Raw genomic sequence first — 17,352 nt, 5'->3', positions numbered from 1 at the left:
ATAGTTTAGTGTACCTGATAGGTTTTAACAACCTATCAGATAAACACTAAGCATTAAAAAAAATGAATACTAATTCCGATTCAAGGGTAATGGATATCTAATATCCCGGATTCTTTTCTAACAATTTATTACCAATCATTGCTTTCAAAGGAATTGGAAGTATGAATTGATTCACCGAAGTCAAAGAAGGTTTTTCAGTAAATGCTGAAACATCTCCTAAAGCATGATAACGAATTAAATCGTACCAGCATTCTCCATTTTCGAAGAACAGTTCTAAGAGTTTTTCTTCCCGAATGTCTTTTAATAATTGTTCTTTAGTAGTAAATACTTTTGCAGTTGCTCCGGAACGATTTCTTATGGCATTTAATTTAGTAAGAGCCAAACTCGAATCGCCGTTGCTTCGTACGATGGCTTCTGCGTAAATTAAATACATTTCTGCCATTCTAAGATAATAGTTGGTGTTTCCAATTCCTGTATTTCCACTTGAGTTAAAAGGATATTTACCTTGTTTGTTTGTCCCTTTTGTGTTGGCAGAATAAGCAAATAAAAATCTGGAATCATACCCTGATCCATTTCCTGTTAAACTTCCTGTTCCGGCTACCTGTGCATCTGCCACTTTATCTAAAATCGTACTGAAAGTCGTTCTGTTTATTTGGTTCATCGAAACATCTTTTTCAGTGGTTGTAAGATTGGTATAAGGTGCAAAAATGACTTCTTTTGAATTGTACGAATTTGTAAATATTGCTGCATAACTCGTTTCAAGTGCATAATTTTCTGAGTTATTGATTACCTCAAGTGCCAGAGTTGCAGCTCCTGTATAATCTTTTGTAGTCAGTTTTACTTTTGCAAGCAATGCTTTTGCTGCCAGACTTCCTCCATAATAATGTTTTACATTTTTAGGGCCGTTTGTTATCGCATATTCTAAATCCTGAATGATCAGATTATAGCTTTCCTGAACTGTATTTCGTTTTTGAGCTTCTACATCTCGGGAAAATTTAGTTCGCACTACTACTCCGTAAGTAGAACCTAAATCATAAAACTGCCCAAAATTTCTAAGCAAATTAAAATAAGCCAGCGCTCTGTTAAATTTTGATTGGGCAATCATTTGTAATTTACTTGGTTCGTCAATACCTACTGCGCTGCCATTTTCTAATTTTTCAATTACAATATTGGCCTGATTTATAATCGCATAGTAATTATTATAAACTGAAGAAAGATAATCATTGTCAGGATCAACCTGATTCAGATTCATACCTGTAGAGCCAGAAATAGCGCCGGTAATAAAACCTTCATTTCCTTCTGCTGCCAAATGAATTGGTAAAAATCCTGTATTGTATTCTCTCCATTGTTTATACACTCCATTTAAAGCATTTTGTGCTGACTCTTTATCCCTGATAACATTTTCATCTGTTAACTGATTGATTGGTTTTACTTCATCAATACTACAGCTTGCGATAGAAAGAGAGCAAATACACAGATATATAAACTTAATATGTTTTATTTTTTTCATGATAATTAAATTAAAATTGCAGATTAAACCCTAACGAAATTGCTTTTGCAAGCGGATACGGATCATTATTTCTGGTTCTTCCAGTGATTGACGGAAGTCCGCTTTCTCCATAAGATTCAGGATCACTTCCCGGCCATTTGGTTAAGGTCCATAAGTTGGTACCACTAACAAAAACATTCCCGCTGCTTAAATGAAGATTATCTATAATCTGTTTTGGTAACTGATACGTTAACTGAATACTTTTTAGTCTTAAATAAGACGTACTATACATTTGTCTGTCGGAAGATCTTGAGTTTCCTGATGGATCCTGATAGGTTGGTTTAGCAAATCTTGCTCCTGTATTATCAGGACTCCAGGTATTATTTCCATATTCTGCTACCACATTCTGCCCTAAATAATTGGCTCCCTGAAACAACAGCATATCCCAATAAGCCTGAGCTCCAACAGAATATTGAAATAAAGAACTTAATGATAAACCTTTATAGGTTAATACATTTGAAAATCCTCCGAAATAATCTGGCTGCATTGTTCCAATAACAGTTCTGTCTAATGAGGTAATTTTACCGTCTCCGTTAATGTCTTCAAACATATAATCACCAACACTTAAAGAAGCTCTGCTATATACTCCGTCTGGCGCTCCGGCATTTAGTTTGTTTACTTCCTCCTGAGTCTGAATTATTTTAACCACTTTGTAACCAGTCAAAGTTCCAACTGGTTTTCCAACAGTATAATTATCTGCAATGTTACTGCTTATTGTCGCACTGTTTAATTTCTCTAAAATGTTTCTGTTTAATGACCAGTTGATATTAAAACTCCATAGAAAATCCTGAGTTTTAATAATATCTGCACCTAATGAAATTTCTATTCCTTTGTTTGAAACATCCATTAAATTAGAATAATATTGCGAAGGACCTAACTCCAACGGAACAGGAGTCTGTGCCAATGCTCCAGTTGTACTTCTGTTATAATAATCGAAACTTCCTTTGATTCTGTCTTTTATAATGGAGAAATCTAAACCTAAGTTATACTCTTTTGTAGTCTCCCATCCAATATTTTGGTTCGGTAATGTGCTTGATGCTACTACCGCTGTACTGCCTGCATATAAGTTAGAAGAACTGGTGCTGAAAAATTGCAGATAAGAAAAGTTTGCAACATTGGTAGATCCAACTTTACCAATACTACCGCGCAATTGCAGTTTATTAATATAGTCATTGTCTGCTAAGAAATTTTCTTTGGCTAAATTCCAAGTTCCAGAAACAGATGGGAAATAACCTCTTTTATTGTCCGGCCCAAATTTAGAAGATGCATCCGTTCTAAAGTTAACGGTAAGATTGTATTTGTCTTTATAGTTATAAGTCAAACGAGAAAACAGGGAGTTAATACCAGATTCTACAGTCTGATCAGAATATGAAGTTACTCTTTCAGCTGAACTTGCATTGATTAAAACTTCATCATCCGGGAAACCTGAATACGCATTTCTTTTATCTCTATATTTTGTTCTGTCCCAAGAATAACCAACTAAAAAACCAAAATTATTGTCTTTAATTTTAAAATCGTAATTAGCTGTTAAATTGGTGGTAAGGTTACTGTTTACGTTTTCTAAATCAGTTAAAGTTGATTTGTTTGCGTAACCGAAATTAACCATTGTACTTTTTGGCGAAAAAATAGAATTCTGATTGATAAACAAAGCCGAATTTAAATCTGCTTTAAGCGTTAAATTTGAAATTGGAGTTACTTCGATATAAGAATTACCAATAAAATTATACGAATTTCTGATGTTTTTATTATTTAATGTCTGCAACGGATTTGGTGTAAAAGTCTCAAAACCATACGTGTAATCTGACCACGGAATTAAATTTCCCTGTGCATCCAAATAAGGCTGATCTGGTCTTGCCTGTACTGCAGCTGTATTTACTCCGGCACTCATTCTGGTAGAAGTTTCTCCGGATTTCGATTTATTATAACCTCCATTCATAGTTCCTCCTACTTTTACATATTTAGAAAGTTTAGAATCAATATGAAATCTGGTATTGTATTGATTATAATTATCGTTAACAACCAAACCTTCCTGATCTATAAGAGATAATCCGAAAATATAATTGGTCATGTCTGAACCTCCGGAAAAATTAATATTAGCCTGTTGAGTCAGTGCCATATCTCGAAAAACTTTATCATTCCAATTGATATCTTCTTTACCAAAAGCATCTTCATTTAAACCTAAATATGTAGGCGGATTTTTGGAGAAATCCATATTGGCAAAATTCAGCATTCCCATATCATAAGGAGACATTGTTGAACTGGAAAGAATTCTATTGAAAAAACTTTTGTATTCAGCCGTGTTTAAACTGCGTACCGTATTGATAGGTGTCGCAAAAAAAGTGCTGTAATTAACATTGGTAACCGGCTTTCCTTTTTTCCCTTTTTTAGAAGTTACAATAATAACTCCATTTGCTCCTCTGGAACCATAGATCGAAGTTGCCGCAGCATCCTTTAAAATATTGATGCTTTCAATATCATTTGGATTTAAAGTCAATAACGGATTGCTTCCTCCATCGTAAGTTCCCGGCATTCCATCTACATTAAAAGGCACTCCATCAATAACATATAACGGCTGATTTAAACTTCCTGATAGAGGAGAAGTAATTCCTCTAATGTTTATCATAACAGGAGAACCCGGACGTCCTGAATTTTGAGAAACCTGAACCCCTTTTATCAATCCGCCCAATGCACGGTCAAAACCTGCTACGCCGTTTGACTGTTGTACAAAATCGGTCATTTTTACAGAAGAAACCGCACCTGTCACGTTAGTACTTTTTTGTTGTCCGTAACCAATAAGTACAATTTCATCCAGCTTACTCACACTTGGTTTCAAACTTACATCGATAGTGGTTTTATTGCCTACAGTGATTTTTTGAGTTTCAAAACCCATAAAATAAAACATCAAAACGGTTTGTTCGTTGGGAACACTAATGGAGTATTTTCCATCAAAATCGGTTACTACAAGTGTAGTTGTTCGGGCTGAATTCATTTCTGAAATTACATTAACACCCGGCAACGGCACACCATTGTTATCTGTAACTCTTCCTTTAATTTCTATCGCTGCAGTTTTCAGCCCCGCATTTACTGGTACTTCTTTAATAATTATAGTATTATTTGCAGATTCTTCATATTTGAAATTTCCTGCTGATAGTGTCTTATTTATTAGATTTCCTATCGTGATTGTCCCTTTTTCAAGCTTGACATCAGGAAGATTGGCAAACATATCATAACGATACGCAAATCTATACTTAGTCTGCTGCCTGATTAAATTAAAAACCTGATCGGGAGTTAGAGTAACATCGCTCTTTATTACAATTTTAGCATTCTGCGACAATACTTCATTAGGTATAAAGCTAAATAAGAAAAGGGATAAAAAAATAACTATTGCTCTCATAAGATAAATCGAGATGCTTTTTTTCTTCCACGAAAAAGCACTGGTAAAATTAATTTCCATAAATTTGGTTGGTTTTTGGTTAATCTTTGCGTTTAATTATAAACCTTCTTAAGGGAACAAACGGTTAGTATTTTCCAGATTCGAGCCGTTTTTCCTTTTTAAAGATTTATTTAAAAATAATTGTCTTCTCTTTTATTTCATACGGTATCTTGTTTGTTTTGCTTATTATATTTAAAATTTCCTCTATTTTTTGATCTTTGTCTAATATCCCATTAATTCGAACCATTTCATTTTTAGGATCTCTGAATACCACTTTCACATCATACCATCTCGACAGCACTTTCATGATGTCTTTTAATGGCATTGCATTAAAGCTGAATATGCCCTCTTTCCATGAAACTTCATTAAATACGTCGACATTTTTAATAATGAATTCGGTTCCTTCTTTATCTAAAACAGACTGTTGTCCAGGTTTTAAAAATGTACTTCCTGCATTTAAACTTGACAACTTAACTTTACCATTAACAAGAGTTGTAAAAACAGATTCCTCATCCTGATAAGCTTTAAGATTAAATTCGGTTCCCAGCACTTCAATATTTTGTCCCTTTGATAAAACTTTAAAATGAGATCCTTTATGCTCGGTGCTGTGGGAAACCTGAAAGTAAGCCTCTCCATAAATAAGTTGCACCTCTCTTGTTTCTCCTTCTGTAAAGGCTACAGGAAACTTTAACTGAGACTCGGAATTAAGCCAAACTTTGGTTCCATCTGCAAGCTGTATATTAAACTGACCTCCAGTTGGAATCGTTAAAACATTGAAAGCTTGGGAAGCAGTTTTTTGTCCTGATTTATAAACAATTTTCTCGCCATTACTGGAAGCATTCTGATTATTATAAGCAGCACCTTTTTCAAGCCCAACTACAGATCCGTCTTCAAGGGTTAAAGTTGCTTTATTACTTCCGATTTCAATAACCTCATTTGTCACGATCTTGTCTTGTGATTTAATGCCGTTTTTATTCCACACAAAATAAGTAACGGAAAAAAGCAATACTAAAGATGCAGCTGCGGCATATTTATACCATGACTGTTTTTTATTTGGATAAAGTGGAACTATATTTCGTGTTCTTTTTTCCAAAATCGAATTCCACGCCTGCTCTTTATTTATTAAAGAATAATCTGAAATTTTTTTGACGATGTTTGCAAAATCAGTTTTCTTATTAATAGAGTGCTCGTTTTTTATTGACTTTAAAAGATGTCTTTCATCATCTTTTAAAATCTTCAGTTTCTTTTTAATTATCAATACAGATAAGTGGAAAATATCTCGCATTAGGTTATCCTTTTTTATATAGAACAACAAAGAGATAAAAAAGTACTATCGCTTTTTGATTTTTTTTACATAAAAAGCAAAAAAAAAGTTAAAACACCACTAAACGAGAGCTATTTTTACGATAATAAGAAGTATAAAAAAGTATCCAAATCCTGAAACTGCTGTCGTAGAATTGTATAGGACTGGGATTTTAAAGTTTTTACAGTTTGAAGTTTTATATTGAGTATTTCTGAGATTTCCTGATTTTTTAATCCTTTCAGGCTCAATTTTATAATTTCTTTTTTACGGTCGGGAAGCAGCTCAATGGCCTGATAGAGCTGTCTGACTATTTCTTCCTCTAGAATTTGTTCTAAAAATAAGCTGTCATCTTCTAACTGTGCAATAGAATTTGCGGCTGCATATTTATCCTTAACCTTACTATGCTTAATAGCATTCAAACATTTATTACGTGTAGACTTGTATAAAAAAACCTTAAGGGAAATATCATCAGGAAAATAGGGATTTTTTTCCCACAACTCAATTAATAAGTCCTGAACAAGATCTTCACACTCATCAAGAACAATCACAAAGCGATTTGCATATAATACGAGAGCTTCGTAATATAGGTCAAATACCGTTTTCAAATCGTCCTTAATACGTGGGCTATTACCTGAATTCAATTTTTCTGTGCCTTTTAAAAATTCTATGTCTGGTTGTAAAAATAATAAATTAATAACATCAGGATTAAAATCGGATGTCATTTTACAGTATATTTTATTTGTTAGATTCTTATTTTAAAAAATAATACTTTAATGCTATTTTATTATTGATTTAGAAATCGTTTTTACTATTAAATTTTACGCAGTACTTGTTTAAAGATTAAAGTCGCAAATTTTCACAGTACTCAGGATAATTTTGAAAAATAGAAACTTATATAATATTGCAAAAATCAAAGTGACTACATCAAAATTGCAATTAATTCAATAAAATTACTTTAATTAATACTGGTAAAGAAAATTTAGGTCTCAACTAATTAATCTGTAGCTATCTGCCATGCCCATTCTAGCAATTGAGATAATCATGTAAATTGATTTTGAGTATTAAGTGCACACGCGAGATACTCTCACCAGCAAAGTTTCATTTAAAACGGATCAAAAAATACGTAAAGTCAGTCCCAAAATGTTTCAGGATTGTGCAGTTATTCAGTTGAACTCTTCGGGGAGTCGGACTATCAGGAAATAAAAAATAATTACTTAAGACTTAAGCGCACCAGATCGAGAAGAAAGACTTGAAATCAATTCTAAAGGTTCTACATAATGTGGATTTTTGCTGATCTTTCCATCCTTAATTACATAAGGATGTGTAAGCAATATATCTGTAAGTGTACCTGGGCTGAAACTGCTAATATCATACATACAAATTAGTGAAACTGCATGTTGTGGTGTAAGTAGATTCAGTCTGGCTTCGTATTCTAAGAGTTCTTCGGTTCCTGGCAGATTTTTGAGAGCCCAAACCATATCTCCGCACGCCCTTACACTATCATAACCAGCTCTTGAAGCAGATAATAGAGTTTGTTCGAGCATTTTATACATTTTTTCGGCAGCAAACTCACCATCCTTGATGTAAGTATTTTCAGAAGCCAGCACCTCCAACTGACCACTCGCCAGTTTTTGAGCAATAGATACGCCATTATCAGAGAGACAACGACAATGCTCACCATGACGGTTTCCTTCAAGAATATTAATTACTTTATCATTCGCTTCCAGTCCTTCCAAAATATAAGGAATAATTACCTCATATTGCTGTTCTCTGGAATCGAAAAAACCGCAAATGTGCATTGGAGCCGACAATGATTCTCCACATACCGAAAAAGATGTCTGTTTGTTCATATATCAAATATACATAATTTAGTTTTCAATATAACTTTATACGTTCTTCGGATTTATTTTTTCTTCTTAAAAACTTTATAAAATATAAAAAGAATCCCCAGCCAAATAGGAATTAATTCTACAGATATCTTCATATTCGTCATCCACATTATGGATAAAATACCCAATAAAAATACAAAACAGATGTAATTGCTTATTGGATAAAATATAGAAGCAAACTTCGTTTTGGTATTTTCCTTGTCTTTCGCTTGTCTAAACTTTAAATGCGTATAAGAAATCATAACCCAGTTAATCACCAAACAAGACACAACTAAAGACATTAAAATACTAAAAGCTTCTTCCGGAATTACTTTGTTTATTAAAATACAAATAGCAGCAAAGCATGAAGAAATTAAAATGGCATTAACGGGCACCGATTGTTTGTTTAACTTCTTTAAAAACTCAGGCGCACTACCCTGATCTGCTAAACCAAACAACATACGGGAGTTACTGTAAACACTGCTATTGTATACAGACAAAGCGGCAGTTAAGACAATTAAATTAAGCACATTGGCTATAAGACTTGTGAAGAATATCTTGTGTCCAAACAACTCAAATTCCATTCCGTTTAAATTTTGAAAAACCATTACAAACGGACTACTGTCTGTCGTAATTTGTCTCCAGGGCGATAAAGCAAATAAAATAACCAATGCCCCAACATAAAATATAAGGATTCTATAAATAACCTGATTAGTGGCTTTTGGAATATTTTTTTCCGGATTTTCTGCTTCAGCTGCAGTAATTCCAATAAGTTCTAATCCACCAAAAGAGAACATAATCAACGCCATTGCTGATAGTAAACCTTGAAAACTGCCATCAGTATTTTTTTCAAAGAGCCCTTTTGGAAAAAAACCTCCATCGTTATATAAATTATGAATTGTAGCATGTTCTCCTCCTGTACCACTTATTAGCAGGTAAGTACCAAAAAGAATCATGGCAATGATTGCGGCAACTTTTATGATTGAAAACCAAAATTCTGTTTCTCCGTACACTTTTACAGAGGCAAAATTCAAAGCATTAATAACCAGAAAGAAAAATAAACTGGATGCCCACAACGGAATTTCGGGCCACCAAAATTGTACATAAACCCCAATGGCTGTAAGTTCAGCCATACTCACTAAAATATATAAAATCCAATAATTCCAACCTGAAGCAAAACCCGCGAAAGAACCGCAATATTTATAAGCAAAATAGCTAAAACTTCCTGATACAGGTTCTTCAACAACCATTTCGCCAAGTTGTCTCATAATAAAAAAAGCGATAATTCCGGCAACAGCATAGCCTAAAATAACAGATGGTCCTGCTAATACAGCTGCCGGACCAATACCAAGGAAAAGACCTGTTCCTATTGATCCGCCTAAGGCAATTAACTGAATGTGTCGGTTAGTCAATCCACGTTTAAGCTGATTGTCCTGTAGATCTTCATGTTTTTGTTTCACAGATTAGATTTTTTAATGAGTCAAATGTACTCACAAATGAATAAACAGCGAAGATAAGTTAAAAAAGGAATCGCACAAAGCATACACTATGCTAAAAGAATCCTTTTAATAAAATCCGTGAGCAATCTATACTCACGGATTTACAACGTACAAATACACCTAATTGCTTTTCAATAAAAATTCTAATTTAGGTTAGATTACACTTAAAGTTCTTTCTGTCACGCCTAAAAAAGAAGCCAAAAGCAACTTCGGAACTCTTAAAAAAATCGATGGGTGTAAAGCCATAAATTTATCATACCTGTCTTTTGAATTGGTATACATAAAAATCATGATTCTGTTTTGAAGCATAATACAGGTATCATTACTTTTTTTTCGAAAAAAATATTCCATCTTTTTTGAAACAGCGCAAAGCTTTTCTTTATCCTGATATGAAATCCTGTATACCTCGGTGTCTTCGAGACATTTTATATTTATTCTGGTTTGAGCGCCGGTATTAAAAGACTCTATATCTGATATCCATTGGTTTTCAGCAGCGAAATGCAGAATACTGTTTTTCCCATATTCATTTAGAAAAGAAGAAGCTACCAGGCCTTTTGTTATGTAAAATTCATAAGTTGCCAGTTTTCCAGCCTCAACCAGATAACTGCCTTTCTTGTAGTGTTCTTTATAAAAAAAGGTTTCAATTTCTTCAAACTCTTCATGCGATATTTGTACTATCTTATTGATATGTTGCTTTACTATTTCCTGCATTTGATTTCTAATTAATATTCCCTAAATAATGAGCTGCCTGATACTGCTTTAAATAAACCGCATTATAATACTGACAGCATTTCAAGGTTTTTGAGAGATTTCAATTTATTGCTCTCATAATCTTTAATTGCTGCCTGAGCTGCTGCAAGTCGAGCAATAGGAACTCGAAAAGGAGAACAGCTTACATAATCCATCCCAATATTATGACAGAATTCTATAGAAGACGGATCTCCCCCATGTTCTCCGCAGATTCCTAATTTGAGATCAGGTCTTTCAGATAAACCTTTAGCCACAGCCATTTTCATAAGCTCTCCTACACCTTTTTGATCCAGCACCTGAAAAGGATCATGTTCTAAAATACCTTTTTCAAGATAAAACGGAAGAAATTTACCGGCATCATCTCTTGAATAACCAAAGGTCATTTGTGTAAGATCATTAGTCCCAAAAGAGAAAAACTCAGCGCAATGGGCAATTTTATCGGCAACAAGAGCAGCACGAGGAACCTCAATCATAGTCCCCACTTTATAATCGATGCGTTCCCCGTATTCCAGGAAAACCTGTTCTGCTGTTTGATTGACAATCTTTTTCTGCATTTCCATTTCTGCAGGAGTTCCCGTTAAAGGAATCATGATCTCCGGAAAAGTTTTAATAGCTGCTTTTTTCAAATTCAGAGCTGCTTCTATAATGGCCCTTGTCTGCATTTCTGAAATTTCCGGATACGTATTTCCTAAGCGGCACCCTCTGTGTCCCAACATTGGATTAGACTCATGCATAGTCCTTATTTTATCCTGAAGCATTGCAAGTGAAATATCCATCTCTTCTGCCATTTCCCTTTGACTTGCCACTTCATGAGGAACAAATTCATGTAAAGGAGGATCTAATAGACGAATGGTAACAGGCAGTCCTTCCATAGCCCAAAGAATTCCTTCTAAATCCTGACGCTGCATAGGAAGCAGTTTAGCAAGTGCGGCATCACGCCCCGCTTTATCTTCTGCTAAAATCATTTCGCGTACTGCTTTTATTTTATCTCCCTCAAAAAACATATGCTCTGTGCGACACAATCCAATTCCCTGAGCTCCAAAACGTCTTGCAGCTTCGGCATCTTTAGGTGTATCAGCGTTGGTGCGGACTTTCATTCTTGCATGATTATCTGCCATATTCATCAGTGTATCGAAATCCTCGCTTAATGTAGCTGCAGTAGTAGCAATTTGTCCCTTATAAATTTTTCCTGTAGAACCATCAAGCGAAATCCAGTCTCCTTCCTGAAGTTCAATAGCACCACATTTAAGACTTCGAGTCTTATAATTTATTTTTAAGGTTTCTGCTCCTGATACACAGCATTTTCCCATCCCTCTGGCTACAACTGCTGCGTGAGATGTCATTCCGCCTCGGGCAGTAAGAATGCCCTGTGCTGCAACCATGCCTTTTAAATCTTCCGGCGAAGTTTCTAGTCTGACAAAAATAACCGTTTTTCCTTCTTCTGCCCATTTAACAGCATCCTCCGCGAAAAATACAATTTGTCCTGAAGCCGCTCCCGGTGATGCCGGAAGTCCCTGTCCTAAAACAATTGCTTTATTGAGGTTATTGCGTTCAAAAACAGGATGCAACAACTCATCAAGTCTCTCAGGCTGTACTCTTAACAAAGCTTCTTTTTCTGTTAAAAGTCCTCCATTATACATATCTACTGCCATTTTTACCATGGCCGATCCGGTACGTTTTCCATTTCTGGTTTGCAACATCCATAACTGGCCCTCCTGAATAGTAAACTCAATATCCTGCATATCCTTGTAATGATTTTCAAGTCTTACTCCAATATTCTGAAGTTCTATGAAAATTTCAGGCATCGTTTCTTCCAGTGAAGGAAATTTTTCTAAGCGTTCGTCCTCAGAAATTCCAACTGAATCGGCCCATTTTCTGGAACCTTCCAAGGAAATCTGCTGAGGAGTACGGATACCCGCCACCACATCTTCACCCTGCGCATTGATTAAGTATTCTCCGTTGAAAATATTTGTACCTGTACTGGCATCACGGGTAAAAGCGACACCTGTTGCCGAATTTTTTCCCATATTGCCAAATACCATTGCCTGAACATTTACGGCTGTTCCCCAATCTTCCGGAATATTATTTAACTGACGATAGTAAACAGCTCTTTCATTCATCCAGCTGTCAAAAACTGCTGTGATTGCTCCCCACAACTGCTCCCATGGATCAGAAGGAAAATCTGTTCCTGAATTTTTCTTGACCATAGATTTAAAAAGATAAACCATTTCTTTTAAATCTTCAACTGTAAATTCATGATCCTGTTTTACGTTTTTTACCTTTTTTAATTCCTCAATAATTTCTTCAAAAGGATTTTTATCATCTTTGTTTAAAGGCTTAATACCTATAACAACCTCACTGTACATTTGAACAAATCTGCGGTAAGAATCCCATACAAAACGGGGATTTCCTGTTTTGTTGGTTAATCCCTCTGCTGATTCATCATTCAGCCCTAAGTTTAATATAGTGTCCATCATTCCAGGCATGGAAGCTCTCGAACCGGAACGAACAGAAACAAGAAGAGGTTCCGAATTACTGCCAAACAGGCATCCCATTTGGCCTTCCATTTCGATCATAGCCGTTTTTACTTCCTGTTTTATTCTATTCAAGACTACTGAACGTCCGCTGTTAGAATAGAGCGAACACATTTCAGTACTTATTGTAAATCCCGGAGGAACCGGCATTCCTAGAAGATTCATCTCACATAAGTTTGCTCCTTTGCCTCCAAGAAGGTCTTTCATCTGAGCATTTCCTTGTGCTTTTTTACTTCCAAACGTATATACCGTTTTTTTTAAGTCAGTCATAATTTAAGTTATTTAGTGTGTAGTTTTTAAATGATTTTAATTATTACGAAATCGATATAGTAAAAAGGGTTAAAAAAAATATGAACTGAATTCATATTTTTTTCTATCCAGCATTCTTAAATAAGAACTGCATGAACTATACTTTCGGATTTTCAAAAATTCCTGTACTTCCAAAGAAATAACAGTTCTCTTATAAACCGTAAAATCATTGATAAAAATCTCTGCACCAATAGCTCTTTGACCATTGTGTTTTTTTTAACTGATTCCGAAGTTAGACGGAATCTCTCCAGTGCAATCACTCCTCTATTTGCAGCTGGCATTTTAGAAATTATTCTCATCCTAATAATTTAAATAAAATATTAAACAAAATTTATAGCACTGAATGCAATAGAACTTTTAAAACGCTTTATTCATAATGCCGCAACAATTTTTCTCAGACTCACTTCCTGATAAATTTTATTGCTTTAAATAATGCGATAGCAGTTCCTCATTCAATATATTTTTAAAAATCAATTATTTTGCTAACACAATGGTATTCCTAATTTACACTTATTCTTTTGCCGCCAAATATCTCTCTGCATCCAAGGCTGCCATACATCCTGTTCCCGCAGCAGTAATTGCCTGACGATAAACATGATCTGCAGCATCACCGGCTACAAAAACACCTGAAACATTCGTATGAGATGTTCCCGGAGTATTTATGATATATCCTGTTTCATCCAGATTAATATAATCTTTAAAGATATCCGTATTCGGTTTATGACCAATAGCGACAAAAAAACCAGTTGCCGGAATTTCAAGAACCTCTCCTGTCGTTTTATTAAGAGCCTTAACACCAAATACGACATGATTATCTCCCACTACTTCTATTGTATCATGATTCATTAGAATAGTAATGTTTTGAGTTTTACGAACTCGTTCTTCCATTATTCTGGATGCTCTAAATTTATCACTTCTTACCAGCATCGTTACTTTACTGCATAGTTTTGATAAATAATGTGCTTCTTCACAGGCTGAATCTCCTGCTCCAACAATTACTACATCCTGATTTCTATAGAAAAATCCGTCACAAACCGCACAGGCTGATACTCCTCCACCCATATTTAGATAATGCTGTTCTGAAGGTAATCCTAAATATTTAGCCGAAGCTCCTGTCGAAATAATTACCGTTTCACAGTGTAATTCGATAGAATCATTAATCCAGACTTTATGTATATCTCCTGAAAAATCAACTTTTGTAGCCCAGCCATCACGAATATCGGCACCAAAACGTTTTGCTTGTTCCTGAAGCTGCATCATCATTTCCGGTCCTGTAATACCATCAACATACCCAGGAAAATTTTCTACTTCATTAGTTGTAGTCAACTGACCTCCCGGCTGCATGCCCTGATATAAAACCGGATTCATATTTGCTCTTGCTGCATAAATTGCTGCTGTATAACCTGCGGGACCTGATCCTATAATCAGACATTTAATTTTTTCAATCATTTTCTATCTTTTATAATGCTCGTTAAAGAACTTTAAACAATAAACCAATTTTTAATAATATCTTTTTCAGCTGGTTCCCCTGCTAAATGAATAAAATCATTTTTTTTATTATCATAACGATAAGCATTCTGCCAATGGGCAGCATTCTGCGATACAGCTTCAATGGCATCACAGATATATTCTGTCTCTTTGTTTGTCATTGTTGGATGGATTGACATTCTAATCCAGCCTGGTCGATCTGCTAAACATCCGCCCAATATCTTCTGCTCGATTGATTTCGATAAAGACACATCTACATTTAATAAATAATGTCCGTAAGTCCCTGCACAAGAACAACCTCCTCTGGTTTGGATACCGAAACGGTCATTTAGAAGCCTGACTATTAAATTATAATGCAAGTCTTCAATATAAAAAGAAAATACCCCAAGACGTTCTGTATTGTTTGGCGCCAACAGCTGCAGGTTTTCTATTTTGGAAAGTCTTTCAAAAATAATTGAATTCAGTTCGTGCTCTCTTTGTAAAATATTCTCAGTCCCCATCTGCTCTTTCAGTCTAATAGCCATAGCTGTTCTAATCGTCTGGAGAAATCCTGGTGTACCGCCATCTTCACGAGTTTCTATATCATCAATATAATCACGGTCTCCCCATGGATTGGTATACGATACAGTACCTCCTCCAGGATTGTCGGGAACCAGATTCTTATATAATTTTTTATTAAAAATCAATACACCGCAGGAACCTGGACCTCCAAGAAATTTATGAGGCGAAAAAGTAATCGCATCTAAATACTCTTCTTCTTTTTCGGGATGCATATCAATATCTGTGTAAGGAGCTGAACAGGCAAAATCTACAAAACAAAGCCCTCCATTTTTATGCATTATTCCGGCTATCGCATGATAATTTGTTCGTATGCCTGTTACATTCGAACAACCTGTTATTGCAGCTATTTTTATAGGTGTGTCTTTATAATTCTTAAGCAAATTTTCAAGACCTTCCAAAGATGGAACACCGTTTGAATCTGCAGGAATAACCTCTACTCTTGCTATAGTTTCAAGCCAGGAAGTCTGATTGGAATGATGTTCCATATGCGAAACAAAAATAATAGGTCTTAATTCCTCAGGAATTTTGGTATGCTTTTTTAAATTTTCATTGACTTTTAGTCCTAAAATTCGCTGGAATTTATTAATCGCACCCGTCATTCCGGTTCCTTCAGTAATCAATATATCATCTGATGATGCATTTACATGCTCTTTGATAATCTGTCTCGCATCATGGTAAGCATGAGTCATTACAGAGCCCGTAATAGCAGTTTCTGTATGAGTATTGGCTACATAAGGACCAACTTCATTGAGCAATTTTTCTTCAATTGGTTGATATAATCTTCCGCTGGCTGTCCAATCTGCATAAATAATCTCTTGAACCCCGTATGGAGATTCAAAACTCTGTCCTATTCCAACAATTCCTTCACGAAATGCACTGAAATAAGATTCCAGATTCTCTACTCTTTTTGAGAATCCTAAATTATCTGCTGTATATCTATCTTCTAATTTCATTTATTTGATGTTTTTGTTTTTAATCCTTAAAATCTCTAATCTAAAAGGATTAGCTACAATTTTAAAAATCAAGTTTTCATTAATTCAAAAGTTTTTTGGTTGTTAAAATGCGAAAGTAAAATATCTCATTTATAGTCTTTGTGTTTTTTGTCACAGTTCAATTAATATTATTCAATTACATTTCAACCACTTACATACAGATATCACTTACAAACAACTCTTTTGTAATTTCTACATATTATTTTCATGAAGGCAGTCAAAATCATAGTCCTTTAAATTATATGCTGCAAACTTAATTGTTTCATCAAACCGCTTCAGATTAAAGAAACATGAAAAGAGTCTTTTCCCTTTAAACTAAAGGGCTTCTTATAGAATTCTAAAAAAAATATTCCTTATTTATAAAAACTCCTTTTAGAAATCATTTTAACCGGACCACTCAAAATATAAAAAGCGGTATATTTTGATTACCGGAGAAGACGATACTTTTGATTCAAAAATTAAAAGTATGGAAGAAACAATTCAAAATATTGTCAAAAACAATACTATTCATATTAAATGGCTCAATACTTTGTCATTTATGGAAAATGCAGGGGCACGTAAAATATCAGCCTGTGAGCATCCTTCTCATGTTGACATCATTCAATTGAAGCACGCAGCAGAAGAACACCGTCATGCTTACTACTTAAAAAAACAGATTTTAAAGATTGATCCTCAAAACTGTTACACCTACACTGATAATGAACTTCTAGCTGCAAAAGCAACCCGATACTATTTACACGCTCTGGATATACAATGCTCCCGTTACTTAAAAAAACAGCTGCAACTTCAGGGAGAACAGCTCAGATATGCTGCTTATTTATTTGTTACTTATGCAATTGAGTTGCGCGCCGATATATTATATCCGATTTACCAGAATAGCTTAACCTCAGTTAAACATCCTGTAATGGTAAAATCAATTATCGTTGAAGAGGAAGGTCACTTAGAGGAGATGATCAACCAGTTAACGCATTTTAATACTGATTGGGAAAAACATGCACTTGCCGTCATAAAATTCGAAGAAATATTGTTTGAAAACTGGATGCAGCAAATTAAAAAAGAAGTTTAA

Annotated in this window: 11 protein-coding genes; 1 reads left to right on the top strand and 10 read right to left on the bottom strand. The window is 34.8% G+C overall.

Annotation, left to right across the window (positions count from 1 at the left end):
* Window positions 1-97 precede the first annotated feature (97 nt).
* The 10 genes from ACFS3A_RS09230 to ACFS3A_RS09185 all read right to left on the bottom strand — a co-directional run bounded on the left by ACFS3A_RS09230 (window position 98) and on the right by ACFS3A_RS09185 (window position 16,247).
* Window positions 98-1,510 (bottom strand): RagB/SusD family nutrient uptake outer membrane protein, encoded by a 1,413-nt coding sequence (locus ACFS3A_RS09230; protein WP_379825117.1) that lies wholly within the window; start codon window positions 1,508-1,510, stop codon window positions 98-100.
* Window positions 1,511-1,520: 10 nt separating this feature from the next.
* A complete protein-coding gene (locus tag ACFS3A_RS09225) occupies window positions 1,521-5,003 on the bottom strand; it encodes a SusC/RagA family TonB-linked outer membrane protein (RefSeq protein ID WP_379825116.1) in 3,483 nt (1,160 codons plus the stop codon).
* Window positions 5,004-5,109: 106 nt separating this feature from the next.
* A complete protein-coding gene (locus ACFS3A_RS09220) occupies window positions 5,110-6,267 on the bottom strand; it encodes a FecR family protein (RefSeq protein ID WP_379825115.1) in 1,158 nt (385 codons plus the stop codon).
* A 116-nt stretch (window positions 6,268-6,383) separates the two neighbouring features.
* A complete protein-coding gene (locus tag ACFS3A_RS09215) occupies window positions 6,384-7,007 on the bottom strand; it encodes a sigma-70 family RNA polymerase sigma factor (protein WP_379825114.1) in 624 nt (207 codons plus the stop codon).
* A 492-nt stretch (window positions 7,008-7,499) separates the two neighbouring features.
* A complete protein-coding gene (locus ACFS3A_RS09210) occupies window positions 7,500-8,135 on the bottom strand; it encodes an MEDS domain-containing protein (RefSeq protein ID WP_379825113.1) in 636 nt (211 codons plus the stop codon).
* Between the two features lie 53 nt (window positions 8,136-8,188).
* Entirely contained in the window at window positions 8,189-9,613 is a 1,425-nt protein-coding gene (locus ACFS3A_RS09205) for an amino acid permease (RefSeq protein WP_379825111.1), read from the bottom strand.
* A 192-nt stretch (window positions 9,614-9,805) separates the two neighbouring features.
* Window positions 9,806-10,363 carry a Crp/Fnr family transcriptional regulator gene (locus tag ACFS3A_RS09200; protein WP_379825110.1) on the bottom strand — a complete coding sequence of 186 codons (558 nt, stop codon included), beginning with the start codon at window positions 10,361-10,363 and terminating at the stop codon, window positions 9,806-9,808.
* A gap of 62 nt (window positions 10,364-10,425) precedes the next feature.
* The gene (gene ppdK / locus ACFS3A_RS09195; RefSeq protein ID WP_379825109.1) at window positions 10,426-13,206 is read right to left on the bottom strand and encodes a pyruvate, phosphate dikinase; all 2,781 of its coding nucleotides are present in this window, start codon (window positions 13,204-13,206) and stop codon (window positions 10,426-10,428) included.
* A 549-nt stretch (window positions 13,207-13,755) separates the two neighbouring features.
* A complete protein-coding gene (gene trxB, locus ACFS3A_RS09190) occupies window positions 13,756-14,694 on the bottom strand; it encodes a thioredoxin-disulfide reductase (protein ID WP_379825107.1) in 939 nt (312 codons plus the stop codon).
* Between the two features lie 32 nt (window positions 14,695-14,726).
* On the bottom strand, window positions 14,727-16,247 hold the full coding sequence (locus tag ACFS3A_RS09185; RefSeq protein ID WP_379825106.1) for an aminotransferase class V-fold PLP-dependent enzyme: 1,521 nt from the start codon (window positions 16,245-16,247) through the stop codon (window positions 14,727-14,729).
* 505 nt (window positions 16,248-16,752) lie between these two features.
* Here ACFS3A_RS09185 and ACFS3A_RS09180 point away from each other — a divergent pair.
* Window positions 16,753-17,352, top strand: coding sequence for a hypothetical protein (locus ACFS3A_RS09180; protein WP_379825338.1), 600 nt, complete (start codon window positions 16,753-16,755; stop codon window positions 17,350-17,352).

Source organism: Flavobacterium notoginsengisoli (assembly GCF_042686225.1).
GTDB lineage: Bacteria > Bacteroidota > Bacteroidia > Flavobacteriales > Flavobacteriaceae > Flavobacterium > Flavobacterium notoginsengisoli.
Note: the sequence above shows the minus strand (reverse complement) of the source record. Positions and strands in the feature narration are given on the sequence as shown.

Bases quoted from the DNA above. Each gene is read 5' to 3' on its own strand.
- ACFS3A_RS09215 (WP_379825114.1), bottom strand. From the start codon at position 7,007: ATGACATCCGATTTTAATCCTGATGTTATTAATTTATTATTTTTACAA.
- ACFS3A_RS09225 (WP_379825116.1), bottom strand. From the start codon at position 5,003: ATGGAAATTAATTTTACCAGTGCTTTTTCGTGGAAGAAAAAAAGCATC.
- trxB (WP_379825107.1), bottom strand. From the start codon at position 14,694: ATGATTGAAAAAATTAAATGTCTGATTATAGGATCAGGTCCCGCAGGT.
- ACFS3A_RS09220 (WP_379825115.1), bottom strand. From the start codon at position 6,267: ATGCGAGATATTTTCCACTTATCTGTATTGATAATTAAAAAGAAACTG.
- ACFS3A_RS09180 (WP_379825338.1), top strand. From the start codon at position 16,753: ATGGAAGAAACAATTCAAAATATTGTCAAAAACAATACTATTCATATT.
- ACFS3A_RS09230 (WP_379825117.1), bottom strand. From the start codon at position 1,510: ATGAAAAAAATAAAACATATTAAGTTTATATATCTGTGTATTTGCTCT.
- ppdK (WP_379825109.1), bottom strand. From the start codon at position 13,206: ATGACTGACTTAAAAAAAACGGTATATACGTTTGGAAGTAAAAAAGCA.
- ACFS3A_RS09185 (WP_379825106.1), bottom strand. From the start codon at position 16,247: ATGAAATTAGAAGATAGATATACAGCAGATAATTTAGGATTCTCAAAA.
- ACFS3A_RS09200 (WP_379825110.1), bottom strand. From the start codon at position 10,363: ATGCAGGAAATAGTAAAGCAACATATCAATAAGATAGTACAAATATCG.
- ACFS3A_RS09210 (WP_379825113.1), bottom strand. From the start codon at position 8,135: ATGAACAAACAGACATCTTTTTCGGTATGTGGAGAATCATTGTCGGCT.